We start from the raw sequence: 13,362 nt of genomic DNA, 5'->3' as shown, positions 1-13,362 counted from the left end.
CGCCGATAAGCTATCGACTCCGTGCCGCCTAGGAAAGACAAGCAAATATTTACTTTAACTTTTGGGGTACACCTCAGTTCGATAATAGTCCAGACACTCTTTTACCGCTCTTAGCATGGCGTATTTATTTGGATTGTACACTAATCTGATAATCACGTTCGTTAAGATGCCGGAAGCAATTAAGCTCCGTGGATGGCGGTGGGTCGTAGATGTATATTCATGAACCAAACGGGCGATATCATCGTTATATTGATATCCATTTGAACTGGTTAAAATATAGAACGCTAATGGCATCATTCTCATCAGTGCACCGTTGCCATTGTCCATTTCAGAATCGCCGCCACATAATTCCGGCTTGATACCGGAATCAAACCGACGGATCGCATCCCCGGTTGTTTTACCAACACCAAAAGTCATGCCAAATGGTGTGTAGTCACCAAAGTGGTACCACTGGGAGTAGCGCATCATTAAATCGTAAAGATTGTATCCTTGCGTCAGACTAACCAGTGAGGCAAGGGTTAACGAGGTATCGTCCGACCAAGTTCCTGCAGGCACGTCATTTTCCTTGTGACCAATCATGGCATGGATGGGGTTTTCCAATAAATCTTGTCGTTTTTCGCACTGAAAAGGAACGCCCAAAGCATCGCCTAAAGCAACGGCTGTTATAGATTGAAATAGTAGGTAGCTGGTTGAATACATGAAATTACCTCGTTTTAGGATTTCTTGATGAAATGTGGGGTGTGGCGTTCTAATTGGATCGACTACCGGATCCAAAAGGGATAGCTGGCAGTTTCAAACTTGAGATTATAAGTCCGCTCACCTAGCTCTTCACCATCAATTTGACCGTATCTGTAGTCTTTGGTGGAAATTAAAAGTTCCTTTTGAACGTAGTGGTGGATGAATCGCAAACTTAAATGTCTCTTTAAAAATATCATACTTACGAATAAAAGCAATTGAATTGGATTAGGTTTTTCAACAATTATCAGGTCCAGTTGATTTTTATACGCTGACGCATCTGGGGCAATTTTAATCCCACCGCCGAAGTAGGGCAGATTAGTCGTTGTTACTAAAAAGGCATTTTGGTAGACCTCCTCTGGCTTGCCTGGAATCTTAACGTGGGTGTTAAAGCCTTGAAAGGTTCTTAATGCATTGATAACTGAAATCCAGTATGAAAATTTCCCAAAGTATCGGCTGTTTTTTAGGGATGACCTGTTGGCATCATGGACGACCGTGGCATCAAACCCAATGCCAAAATTGTTGGTAAAATAGCCCTCATCATGAGTATCCAGGTTGGTGTACTGACCAACGGTTAACGGTGCGGCTTTCGAGCAATGTAAAATTTGCTCCAGGGCTTTGTCCCAATGTAAGGGGATTTTGAGCGCCCTGGCGAAGTCATTTCCCGAACCAATTGGTAAGAAAGCAATCGGGACCTTGGATTCAGAAGAATGAGTTGCATAATAGCCAATACAGCCTAAGAGCGTTTCATGGAGAGTGCCATCACCACCGGCAGCCATAACCACCGCATCGGAATGATGGGCGTGAGTTATTTGGCCCAGAATTTGGTTTGCCAATTCAACCGCATGACCGTCATATTGGGTAACAAAAGTGCGAGACGAAATATTTAATTGTTTTAGCCGGGCTTCAACTTTTGGCCATAGCAAACGTGCTTTATTACCACCGGCACATTTGTTCAATATGATAAAATATTCCATCGGTTAATGATTACCCCCCCATAACAGTTAATTATAGTTAAAATTAAAAATATGTAGTAGAAAAGCTTGAGGTTGAGACAGTTGTTGGCAAATGATCTATCAATGCAACTGAAATGCACATTCTTATATTGATAAAACTTGCGACAAATGGCTGATCCCGGCCATCTAAGCAAAAAAGCAATGCATTCCAAAACCAGAATGCACTGCTTTTTCACTTAGATTCTGGGATCAAAGTGATTTTTGTCCCAATCTCAAGCCTACTAAGTCATTATGGAATCAGTTGAAAACCTATTTTTGATTTCCATTCATGATAAGCATTGGTAAAATCATTGGATGACGTTCCGTCTTATCATAGAGGAATTCTTGTAAGTCATCGATAACGGCGTTTCTAATTGAAGACTCCGTTGCTTTTTTAGCACGCATTGCTTTTCGAATGGTCTTGAAAACAAGTCGCCGGCCTTCATCAAGCAACTCGCCAGATTCTCGCATGTACACAAACCCACGGGACAAGATATCTGGCCCAGATTGAATTTCCTGGTTGTGTAAATTGATTGTGGCAACGACAACAACGATGCCTTCCTCAGATAATAGTTGACGGTCTCGCAAGACAATACTGCCAATATCACCAATTCCGCTGCCATCAATGTAAACATCACCGGCTTGGAAATGACCAGCCATTCGGGCATTATCTTTTGAAAGAGCCAGAACATCACCATTTTGCATGATGAAGCTATGATCCATTGGAACCCCACATTGTTCTGCGAGTTCCGTGTGAATTTTCAACATTCGATACTCACCGTGAATCGGCATAAAGAACTTCGGCTTCATCAAGCGGAGCATCAGCTTTTGTTCTTCCTGGCCACCATGACCAGAAGTGTGAATGTTGTTTACCCGACCATGAATAACGTTGGCGCCGGCTTCTTCAAGCTTATTAATGACGCTGTTAACGCTAGTCGTGTTACCAGGGATTGGATTACTTGAGAAAATAACTGTATCGCCTGGTTGAATTGAAATCTGACGGTGGGTCCCGTTGGCAATCCGTGAAAGGGCAGCCATTGGCTCACCTTGTGATCCCGTACATAAGATCAACGTTTTATTGGCAGGAAGTGATTGGAGATCATGGGCATCCACAAACGCATCGTCTGGAATATCTAGATAGCCAAGTTCGCGACCGTTAACGATTGCCGCATCCATACTTCTGCCGAAGACGGCGATTTTACGACCGTGAGCCATCGCGTTATCACAGGCAGTCTTAATCCGCGAAATGTTCGAAGCGAAAGTGGCAAAAATAATTCGATCCTGAATCTGATCAAAAATATGCGCAATCGAATTACCAACCCATTTTTCGGAGTGGGTCCAAATTGGCTTCTCAGCGTTCGTACTATCAGACATTAAGCACAGAACACCTTCAACACCCAATCGGGCCATCTCTTGTAAATCAGGCGGCTGGTTGGTCACTGGGGTCAGATCGAACTTATAATCACCGGTTTCCACTATGACGCCGACCGGAGTGTGAACGGCAATTCCGACAGTATCTGGAATTGAATGGGTCGTCCGGAAGAAAGAAACCTTCATTTTTCTAAACTTGAGCACAGATTTATCGCTAATCTCATGTAATTCAACCGAGTTCAGCAAACCGTGTTCTTCCAACTTGTTCTTGATAAGTGCCATCGCTAATGGGCCAGCGTAAATAGGAACATTCAAAACCTTCATCAGGTAAGGAACTCCACCAATATGGTCCTCATGGCCATGGGTGATGACGAGTGCCTTGATTTTGTCCTTATTGTCCACTAGATATTGATAGTCAGGGATGACGTAATCAACCCCCAGAAGGTCATCTTCTGGGAACTTGATGCCGGCATCGATTAAAATAATTTCATCTTGAAACTGAATTCCATAGGTGTTTTTACCAATTTCACCTAGACCACCAACGCCATAGATAGCTGCTTCGTTATTTTTGACGTTTAATTTTTTCATTTATTATTGAACTCCGTTAACCTGTAGTCTTCATTGGCTTGCTCATATTCGAGGTGCTTGCCTTGTAATGGCTCAATAAACTCAATTTCGTAGTCGGTATGATCTTCGACAAGTGCATGAGCTTCCACTTCGGTATCTGCCTCCACATAAAGGGCATGGGTCGTTTCCCGGCGAGGACTTTGCTTCTTGCTGGGTTGATATAATACTTTCCAAATCATAAAAAAACTCCTTTAAAATTATACTTTATTTAAGAAACAGTTGGGTTTCTCTTCGGACTAGTGGTTGTGAAAACACAACTAATAACGATATATTACCATATTATAAAACATAAGTATATAAAGTTGAAAGTAATCGTCTTGATGATGTCATGGTAGAATTAGTGTAACGAAAAGAAATGGGGAGCTAAGTATGGAATTAATTATCCAAATTGTCATTGGCCTGGTTGCGGCGTTTGCTATCTATAACTTGATTCATTACTTATTCGTTACCCGTCCAAGCCGCAAACGAACAGCGTTAGCCCAACGAGTTTGCAACGAGGCGGTGAAAACGGCCGTTCATGAGCTGATGAAATTCGGTGATCTGGAGACGTTTGACAATTCCGACTTACGCTCCGAACAAATTGCAGAAATTTGGGGGCGGGGGGTCATGGCCTTCGAATATCATTTGCCAATTAGCAAGATGAAAGGCACAATCCCTGAATTTAAAAAGCTTCTCGCCACGGCATTGGTTGATTATGGGAATAATCACCACATGCACGTTCATTTTGAAAACGTGGATCAGCCAGTCTTTATGGTCACAGATATGTGGCAGTTGGATGATCGGCTCCACTTTGATGTGGCCTACTTGGTTAACCTGACCACCGTGGAATATGTGGATGATTTGAAAAGGTTGTAATGTGTGGAATTTAAATACTTAATAGTTGGTAAATCACTCTCCTCAAGCAGAAATTCTTGCTCGGGGATTTTTATTTGGAAACGACCAATTAATGATGTAGCCCAGCTAAAATTCGATCGACCACAACAGAAAACGACAACTTCTAAAACAACAGTTTTCATGTAAAGCTAATTAATCAGTTGCCTGCTTGCCCAATTCTTTTCGATATTGTTTCGCCAATTTCCGCCGAATTTCAATAATTCCCATTGCGTTATGATCGATCGGCGGCGAATACAGCCCCTCAAATTGTTCAATTGCTTTCAGAATTTGATCACCTTTTGTTTCGTCACCGAAGTATAGCTGCCAAACGCCATTAATCAGCTGCTGCATGATTCTCCCATCAGCTGATAAAGTGTGAGGATCGATGACCATCACTCTATCGATGAGTTTTCTGGCCCGGTCATATTCAGTCAAATTAAGCTGAATCTGAAAGACCGTCAAATACATATTCATTAATTCAGTTGACATGTCAAATGGATCGTTTTCAAGCGAAATGTATTGTTTACAATTTTTTTCAAATTGATCAAATATTTCAGGGATTAGCTCGGCTTTCCCCTTACTGATTGCAATGACAAATAGAATATCCGCAAACTTAATTTCTTGAATGGTCCAAGTCTTGGACGAAAACAGCTTATTCCAAAGATTGTCGATTTCTGGTGTAACCGTGATGGTTTTGGAATAATAGCACTCGATCAAAATTTCACCGGTCGCTGCTAGAGACCGTAACCCGAGATTTGGGCTTTCTTTATGATCGGCGACAATCTTGCCCATGATTTGAAGATTGTGAGCATCGTAGGCTTTCCGAAGTCGATTATCAAGTTCTTGAGTGGCCGTCTGATGATAATCATTTTGAATAAAGCGAAACTCATCGACTGAAATTGATAAGTTGTCGAGAATGGCAAACAGCTTGGATGCACTGACATCATTGAGCCCACGTTCAAATCGGTTGGCGAAGGATCGTGACACGATGCCCGAATATACTTCTTTTTGGGTAAATCCTTTGATGTTGCGAATTTTCTTAACCGTTTCCCCGATAGATGCCATTTTTGTCCTCCTATGTCGCACATTTGCAACATATTTTAATCCTTTTAGCGCTGGATGGCTAGTAATATTCAAGTTAATCAATTAGGACAGCTCCTCCAGGCAGCAACCTGCACGTAAGCACCTCCAAGAAAAATTCCAGGACCGGGAATTCCCCTCGGAGGCGACTTACGTTCCGGTTACTAACCGCCTGGATCCGCTCACTATTCTTAGGACAGCTCCTCCAAGCAGAGATCTGCATGTAAGTACCTCAAACAAAAATTCCATAACCCGGAATTTCTGTTCGAGGAGACTTACACTCCGATCTCTAACTGCTTGGATCCGCTCACTTTTGTCACTCAGGGAGGATTAACCGATGGAAATTACTGATCATCAATCAAATATTCAAATCATTAAAGACTTTTCCAGCAATCTCATCAGTGCGTTTTCAGCGGACATGTTTTCGCTGGCGATGGGGTTGATGTTACTTGCTGAAACCGGGATGTCACTGAGCTTTGGATTATCGATGATCATCATGCCATTGGTGAGCTTATTGGGATTAATGCCAATCGGCAATCTGGTTGATCGGCACCCCCACAAACCATTACTGGTGATCAGCATCCTGATTCGCTTAATTGCCTTGGTCGGGTACGCACTCACGATCGGTTATTTTCACGGCGTGGGTAAAATTATCCCAACGGTGTTATTCCTGATTATTAACTACATTGTTCAAAGCGTGATGACAACCGGTTATAATGCAGCTATTCACGAATTGGTAAATGAGAAGCATATTCAAAAATTAAGCTCGCTCACCCAATCAGCAACGTCATTTGCCAACATCTTTTCACCGATTGTTGCGACCTCTTTTTATGCGTTATTAGGATTCAAAACATTTATTGCCTTTTCGATTGCGGCTAACGCCTTGACCTTAGTGATCCTTCTTTCAATGAAGTTTCATTATCAACCTGTTGCTCAAATTCACAGTGATAATGCGGCGTCTCAGTGGGCCCAGTTTAAAGACGGGTTACACTATATCGGTTCCAATCAGTTTTTGAGGTGCGTAATGAGCGGCGGGGCCTTTTTAAATCTGATGATTTCCGCGTTAAATATTGGGATGCCATTCATGGTGGTGCATCAACTGCATGCTGGTGATCTATCCCTTGGAATCTTAAATTCACTCTATGCTTCCGGTGTGTTGATCGGGAATCTAGTCATTGCGGTGTTGCCGCCAATTAAACGGCTGACCAGGATTTTGACATCAGCATTTATGCTGGTTGGCGTGACCTTATTGATGTTTGGCTTTGTGGTCATTCCGGGATTGAGCGTCAATGCGCTTCGAGTGGTTGGCGGAATCATTTTATGCATCAGTGGGATTTCGTTGGCATTTCTAAATACGCCAATGGGGATCTATATTCAAAAGACAGTTCCTACTGATTTATTGGGACGGGTTTCCTCGACCGTCATGTCGATTAACATGGCATCAACTCCAATCGGCATTATTATCTTTACAGTCATTTTTCAAGTTTGGCCAAGTTGGCTTAACTTCACAGCCAGTGGGGCGATCTTAATCGGATTCACCATGGTCCTGAGTCGGTTAATGTATCGTGAAGAACGTCGTCAGCCAATGAGTGCAAATCAGCCGATTGAGGAAAATCATTAAAGCGATTGAGCTGATTAGTTGAAAAGCCGTTAGCTCATCAAAAAATAAGCCACCTTTATCGAAGATCCCTAGCCGGGACTGTCGATGAAAATGGCTTATGTACATGCTTTAAGCTGTTGATTCTGCAGATTAGCAACTAATAAATAAAAATTTCGTCATCAGATTTGGCAAACGGATTATCTTGATTGATATGATCATAGAACAATGTCCCATGTAAATGGTCAATCTCATGTTGGCAGACGATTGCCGGGTAATTTTTCAGTCGGATCTTATGATCTTCACCCTTAACGTCCGTATATTTGAGCGTGATTCTGGCTGCTCGGGGGACGTATCCGGGAATATCTTTATCGACTGATAGGCAACCTTCGCCCTCAGTCAAAGCACCGCGTTGAACCGAATTTGAAACAATCACCGGATTAATAATGACATCTTTGAAAAGTGGCTTATCGCTTTCATTTTCGTCTTCATTAGGTACCAATACCGACGCCATCATTTCTGATACGCCGACTTGGGGAGCCGCCAAGCCAACCCCAGCACGCAATTTGTATTTTTCACACAGTTCAGGATTCTGACTAACCTCCAAGTATTCCATGAGGTCGTGAGCTAACTGTTGATCTTCCTTACTTAAGGGGAACTTGACTTTTTGAGCTTGTTTGCGGAGAACCGGATCTCCATCTCGAACAATATCTTTCATTAAAAACACTACAAAGACCTCCGAATAAATTTTGAACTAAACGCTAACAACCATTTTAGCGTAAATCTGCTAAAAAAACTATCCGCAAATTATTTTGTGAATTTTCACAATCTCTTACTGCGACAAGTCATTTCAAATGTGATTTCAGTAACTTGTTAAAACGTTTCGAAAATGTTGTTTCATAGTAATGTAAGGGCTTGCAAACGGTTGCGAAAAATGCTAAATTTGAAGTATGGTTTAGAAAGATTCGATTGTGCATCACAAGTCGAGCTTCACAGGAAAGGAAAGTGTTATTTATGGCAGCAGAAGACAAGCAAGTTGTTGATTTTGCCAAAATCAAATCCACAATGAGCGATCCTTACAAGAAACCGATTCAAGTTATTGATGAAAACGGGAAAATCGTTAACCAAGAATTGTTTGATCGTTTTAGCGACGATGATTTAGTTAATTTGATGGAAAAGATGGTTTGGGAGCGGGCCCTCCATGAACAAACCATGAACTTCTCTCGTCAAGGCCGTTTGGGTTTCTATGCCCCTACTTATGGTGAGGAAGCTTCCGAAATGGGAACTGCCTCCGCTATGAAGAAGCAGGATTACCTTTTCCCAGCATACCGTGACTTACCACAATTGATTCAGCATGGCGCCACTGTTAAGGAAGGCTACCTGTGGTCCAAGGGTCACTATCAATGCTATGACTACTTCAGAGAAGGCGTCCGTGCTTGGATTCCACAAATCATTATTGGTGCCCAATATGTTCAGGCAGCGGGTGCGGCTCTTGGTATTAAGAAGAATGGTGAAAAAGATACCGTTGCTTATGCCTTTACAGGTGATGGCGGTACTTCACAGGGTGACTTCTATGAAGGCGTTAACTTTGCGAGTTCATTCCAAGCTCCAGCTGTCTTTTTTGTTCAAAATAATGGCTGGGCAATTTCAGTTCCTCGAAACACCCAGACTGCGGCTGAAACATTGGCTCAAAAAGGGGTTGCTTCAGGAGTCCCTGGAACCCAAGTTGATGGGATGGATATCTTAGCAACTTACTTAGTTGCCAAAGATGCCCGTGACTTCGCTGCGGCTGGAAATGGTCCTGTATTAGTTGAAACTTTGACCTACCGATTTGGTGCCCACAGTTCAGCTGGTGATGACCCAAGTCGTTATCGGACAAAGAAACAAGAAAAGCCATGGTTCGACCGTGACCCATTGATTCGGTTGCGAAAAGTGCTGACCGATAAGAAACTTTGGGATCAGGATAAAGAAGATCAATTAGTTGCCCAATATAAAGATGAATTCAAGCAAGCAATGAAAGATGCTGAAGCCGCTCCTAAGCAAAAGATCAGCGACTTCTTGAAGCACACATTTGAAGTTCCAACCTCAGATGTAGCTGCTGACATCAAGAAATTTGAACCAAAGGAGTCGAAATAATCATGGCTAAATTAACGTATATTAAAGCAATTACCGACGGGCTTGACCAAGTATTACAAAACGACCCTAAAACGCTGATTTTCGGTGAAGATGTCGGCAAGAACGGTGGGGTATTTAGAACAACTGAAGGCCTCCAAGACAAATATGGAACTGATCGAGTCTTCGATACCCCATTGGCAGAATCAGGAATTTTAGGTATGTCCATTGGGCTGTCATTGACCGGTTGGCGGCCAATTCCAGAAATTCAATTCATGGGATTCACAATGGAAGCTGTTGACTCAATTGGTGGTCAAATGTCTCGGAACCGCTTCCGTTCTTCAGGCGATATCTCGATGCCAATTACGATTCGAACCCCATTTGGTGGTGGGACCCATACCGCTGAACTTCACGGTGATTCGCTGGAAGGATTATTCATTGGCATCCCAGGGCTGCGAGTTGTAACCCCTGCTAATCCATACGATGCCAAGGGAATGATTATTGCTGCCGTTGAAAATAACGATCCAGTTCTGTTCATGGAGAACTTGAAGCTTTATCGTTCGATGAAGGCAGAAGTTCCAGAGGGCCACTATACGGTTCCCCTAGACAAAGCAAACGTTGTAAGAGAAGGATCTGACATTACCATTGTTGCTTATAGTGCAGAGGTTAATGAGGCACTTAAAGTAGCAGACAAATTAGAAAAAGAAAACATCTCGGTTGAAGTGATTGATTTACGCTCATTATCACCAATTGACGATGAAACGATCTTTGCTTCGATTGATAAAACTCACAAAGTTGTCATCGCTCAAGAAGCCCAGAAGATGACCGGTGCCGGCGCAAAAGTTGCGGCAGATATTGCTGAAAAAGACATCATGTCACTGGATGCGCCGATTGGTCGAGTTGCTGCTCCAGATAGTATTTTCCCATTTGCTATGGCAGAAAACGACTGGCTTCCGGATGCAGATGATATTGAAGATAAAGTTCGAGAAATTTTGAACTACTAAAATTCTAATTTGGTAAAGAAAGGAAGTTAGATCCCATGGCTTATAAGTTTAAACTACCAGAAATGGGAGAAGGAATTACGGAAGGTGAAATTGCCGCCTGGGACGTGAAGGTTGGTGATAAAGTTAAGGAAGACGATGTTTTAGTCGAAATCCAAAACGATAAATCCGTCCAGGAAATGCCATCTCCAGTTGCTGGAACCATTAAAAGTATTGATAAAAAAGAAGGAGAGACGGCTGAAGTCGGCGATGTCCTAGTCACCATTGATGATGGGTCTCCAGATACCGGCGATGATACGACGCCTAAAGAAGCAGCACCTGCTAAAGAAGAAGCTGCTCCCGCTCCAGCCAAAGAGGAAGCACCTGCTCCCGCTGCTCCAGCGCCTGCCGCAACGGTAACCGCTCCGCCGGCTGCTTCAAATCCAAACGCAATTGTGAAGGCAATGCCATCAGTTCGTCAGTATGCTCGAGATAAAGGCGTTGACATCACGGCGGTTCCTGCGACCGGAAATCATGGGCAGGTCACTAAAGCTGATATTGACAACTTTAATCCTACCGCCGCTCCAGCTGCTGCACCGGCTGAAAAGGCCCCTGAAGCTGCACCGGTACAAACAAGGGCCAGTGGTCAGGCAGTCAAACCATGGAAGTCTGGTGAGCCTGATCTTGAAACCAGAGAGCCAATGTCCATGATGCGAAAGACGATCGCAAAAGCAATGCGGACGTCCAAGGATATTTCACCGCACGTCACTTCATTTGATGATGTTGAAGTGAGTGCCTTGATGGCTAACCGGAAGAAGTACAAGCAAATGGCTGCCGATCAGGATATCCATTTGACCTTCTTACCATATATTGTGAAGGCAATTGTTGCCGTAATGAAGAAGTATCCTGAATTTAACGCTTCCATTGATGACAGCACTCAGGAAATTGTTTACAAACACTATTACAACGTGGGCATTGCAACGAACACTGATCATGGCTTGTACGTTCCAAATATCAAGAATGCAGATTCCAAAGGGATGTTTGAAATTGCCAAAGAAATCCGTGAAAACAGTCAGGCAGCCTATGATAACAAGTTGAAGGCTGATACGATGCAAGGCGGCTCCATTACAATTAGTAACGTCGGCTCAATTGGTGGTGGCTGGTTCACGCCGGTTATCAATCAACCTGAAGTTGCAATTTTGGGAGTTGGCAAGATTGCTAAAGAACCAATTGTCGATGAAGATGGCGAAATCAAAGTAGGTAACATGATGAAGCTTTCATTGAGTTATGATCACCGATTAATTGATGGCGCCCTTGCTCAAAATGCCTTGAATTACATGAATCAATTGCTTCATGATCCAGCAATGTTGTTGATGGAAGGATGATCGAATAATGGCAGATGTTGAAAATAAAGAAACGGTTATTATTGGCGCTGGCCCTGGCGGCTACGTTGCCGCAATCAGAGCATCTGAATTGGGGCAAAAGGTAACCCTGATCGAAAAATCAGATACCCTGGGTGGGGTCTGTTTGAATGTTGGGTGTGTTCCGTCAAAGGCTTTGATTGCTGCCGGGCATCGATTTAGAGAAGCAAATGACGCTTCAACTTATGGGATTACAACCCAACCAGCCACAATTGACTTTAAGAAGACCCAAGAATGGAAGCAAAAAAAGGTTGTTGATCGGATGACCAACGGCGTTAAAATGCTCCTTAATAAGCACAAGGTGGAAATTATCCACGGGGAAGCCGTTCTTGATAGTGACACCCAACTGCGGGTAATGCCGACTGGGCCTCAGCAGTTCATGAGCGCAGATACTGGAACGACTATCCAGTTTGAGAATCTGATCATTGCCAGTGGGTCGCACCCCGTTGAAATTCCTGGCTTTAAGTTTGAAGGCCGGGTTGTTGATTCGACAGGTGGTTTGAATTTGCCGGAAATTCCGAAAGAGTTCGTGGTGATTGGCGGTGGCTACGTTGGAACTGAATTGGCTGGCGCATATGCTAACCTTGGCGCCCATGTCACCATCATTGAAGGACTCGACTCCATTTTGAATGGCTTTACCAAGGATATGGTTGCCCTCGTCTTGAAACAATTGAAGAAAAAGGGCGTTGATGTTCATACCAGTGCCAAAGCAATTTCTTCAAGCCAAGACGATAACGGCGTGACTGTTACCTATGAAGAAGATGGCAAACAAACCACAATTAAAGCCGATTATTGCATGGTTACCGTTGGTCGCCGACCAAATACCGATGACTTAGGGCTTGAATATACCAAGGTTAAGGTTAACGATCATGGTATTGTCGAAACCGACGAACAAGGCCGAACAGCTTCGCCACATATTTTTGCGATTGGTGATATTGCCTCTGGGCCAGCGCTCGCCCATAAGGCCTTCTTCCAAGGCAAAGTGGCTGCTGGCGCAATTGCTGGTAAAAATACCGCTAATGATTATATTGGCGTGCCAGCGGTCTGCTTCTCCGATCCCGAACTCGCCGTGGTTGGTTTAACGGAAGCCCAAGCTAAGGATCAAGGATTGGAAGTTGCAACGGCGAAGTTCCCATTTGCAGGGAATGCCCGAGCAGTTTCTTTGGATCAAGCGGATGGCTTCGTTCGGTTGATTTATACAAAAGATGATCAAACAATTGTCGGTGGCGAAATTGCCGGCCCAGGTGCCAGTGATTTGGTGGCAGAATTGAGTCTGGCAGTTAATGGCCGGATGAATGTAGAAGATATTGCGCTGACGATTCATCCACACCCAACGTTAAGCGAGCCCGTTCAAGAAGCAGCGGATATCGCACTGGACTACCCAACTCACATTTAGGGATGGAATAAGCAAAATTTGACGTGTTTTTATAAGGGGACTGAGACAATAAGTGTTTTGATCCCAGAATTTAACGAAAAGAACCAATTATTCCTGATTTGAACTGAACCCCTTGAATTGGAGAAATCTAATTCAAGGGGTTTTATTATGTTTCCTTATGAAGTTAAAATGGCCG

General features: G+C 43.4%; 12 protein-coding genes. 6 read left to right on the top strand and 6 right to left on the bottom strand.

From position 1 onward, the window contains the following. Positions 1-54 precede the first annotated feature (54 nt). From QUF07_RS11340 to QUF07_RS11325, 4 genes are all read right to left on the bottom strand, one after another. On the bottom strand, positions 55-699 hold the full coding sequence (locus QUF07_RS11340) for an ADP-ribosylglycohydrolase family protein (RefSeq protein ID WP_289427487.1): 645 nt from the start codon (positions 697-699) through the stop codon (positions 55-57). 62 nt (positions 700-761) lie between these two features. Beyond that, positions 762-1,712 carry a diacylglycerol/lipid kinase family protein gene (locus QUF07_RS11335; RefSeq protein ID WP_289427485.1) on the bottom strand — a complete coding sequence of 317 codons (951 nt, stop codon included), beginning with the start codon at positions 1,710-1,712 and terminating at the stop codon, positions 762-764. A gap of 288 nt (positions 1,713-2,000) precedes the next feature. Next, positions 2,001-3,689 (bottom strand): ribonuclease J1, encoded by a 1,689-nt coding sequence (rnjA, locus tag QUF07_RS11330; RefSeq protein ID WP_289427482.1) that lies wholly within the window; start codon positions 3,687-3,689, stop codon positions 2,001-2,003. Beyond that, positions 3,686-3,907 carry a DNA-directed RNA polymerase subunit epsilon gene (locus QUF07_RS11325; protein WP_217161610.1) on the bottom strand — a complete coding sequence of 74 codons (222 nt, stop codon included), beginning with the start codon at positions 3,905-3,907 and terminating at the stop codon, positions 3,686-3,688. The genes rnjA and QUF07_RS11325 overlap by 4 nt, the downstream gene beginning before the upstream one ends. Before the next feature lie 190 nt (positions 3,908-4,097). Here QUF07_RS11325 and QUF07_RS11320 point away from each other — a divergent pair, with 190 nt between their 5' ends. Beyond that, positions 4,098-4,583 carry a hypothetical protein gene (locus QUF07_RS11320; protein WP_217161609.1) on the top strand — a complete coding sequence of 162 codons (486 nt, stop codon included), beginning with the start codon at positions 4,098-4,100 and terminating at the stop codon, positions 4,581-4,583. 171 nt (positions 4,584-4,754) lie between these two features. Here QUF07_RS11320 and QUF07_RS11315 read toward each other — a convergent pair whose 3' ends face one another. After that, positions 4,755-5,666, bottom strand: a complete 912-nt coding sequence (locus tag QUF07_RS11315; RefSeq protein WP_289427479.1) for a helix-turn-helix domain-containing protein — start codon at positions 5,664-5,666, stop codon at positions 4,755-4,757. 352 nt (positions 5,667-6,018) lie between these two features. Here QUF07_RS11315 and QUF07_RS11310 point away from each other — a divergent pair, with 352 nt between their 5' ends. After that, positions 6,019-7,302, top strand: coding sequence for an MFS transporter (locus QUF07_RS11310; RefSeq protein WP_217161606.1), 1,284 nt, complete (start codon positions 6,019-6,021; stop codon positions 7,300-7,302). A 136-nt stretch (positions 7,303-7,438) separates the two neighbouring features. On the opposite strand, the gene def is transcribed toward QUF07_RS11310, so the two are convergent. Continuing rightward, positions 7,439-8,005, bottom strand: coding sequence for a peptide deformylase (def, locus tag QUF07_RS11305; RefSeq protein WP_217161605.1), 567 nt, complete (start codon positions 8,003-8,005; stop codon positions 7,439-7,441). A gap of 287 nt (positions 8,006-8,292) precedes the next feature. Between def and pdhA the strand changes: the two genes are divergently transcribed. The 4 genes from pdhA to lpdA are packed head-to-tail and all read left to right on the top strand — an operon-like array spanning position 8,293 to position 13,187. Next, positions 8,293-9,414, top strand: a complete 1,122-nt coding sequence (gene pdhA, locus QUF07_RS11300; RefSeq protein ID WP_289427478.1) for a pyruvate dehydrogenase (acetyl-transferring) E1 component subunit alpha — start codon at positions 8,293-8,295, stop codon at positions 9,412-9,414. 2 nt (positions 9,415-9,416) lie between these two features. Further along, entirely contained in the window at positions 9,417-10,394 is a 978-nt protein-coding gene (locus QUF07_RS11295; RefSeq protein ID WP_217161602.1) for an alpha-ketoacid dehydrogenase subunit beta, read from the top strand. A gap of 35 nt (positions 10,395-10,429) precedes the next feature. Then, complete coding sequence (locus tag QUF07_RS11290; protein WP_217161600.1) at positions 10,430-11,755, top strand: 2-oxo acid dehydrogenase subunit E2; 1,326 nt, start codon at positions 10,430-10,432, stop codon at positions 11,753-11,755. A 7-nt stretch (positions 11,756-11,762) separates the two neighbouring features. Next, positions 11,763-13,187 (top strand): dihydrolipoyl dehydrogenase, encoded by a 1,425-nt coding sequence (lpdA, locus tag QUF07_RS11285; RefSeq protein ID WP_289427477.1) that lies wholly within the window; start codon positions 11,763-11,765, stop codon positions 13,185-13,187. The last annotated feature ends 175 nt before the right edge of the window (positions 13,188-13,362 follow it).

This window comes from Lentilactobacillus sp. TOM.63 (genome assembly GCF_030361045.1).
In the GTDB taxonomy this organism is placed as follows: Bacteria; Bacillota; Bacilli; order Lactobacillales; family Lactobacillaceae; genus Lentilactobacillus; species Lentilactobacillus dabitei.
Note: the sequence above shows the minus strand (reverse complement) of the source record. Positions and strands in the feature narration are given on the sequence as shown.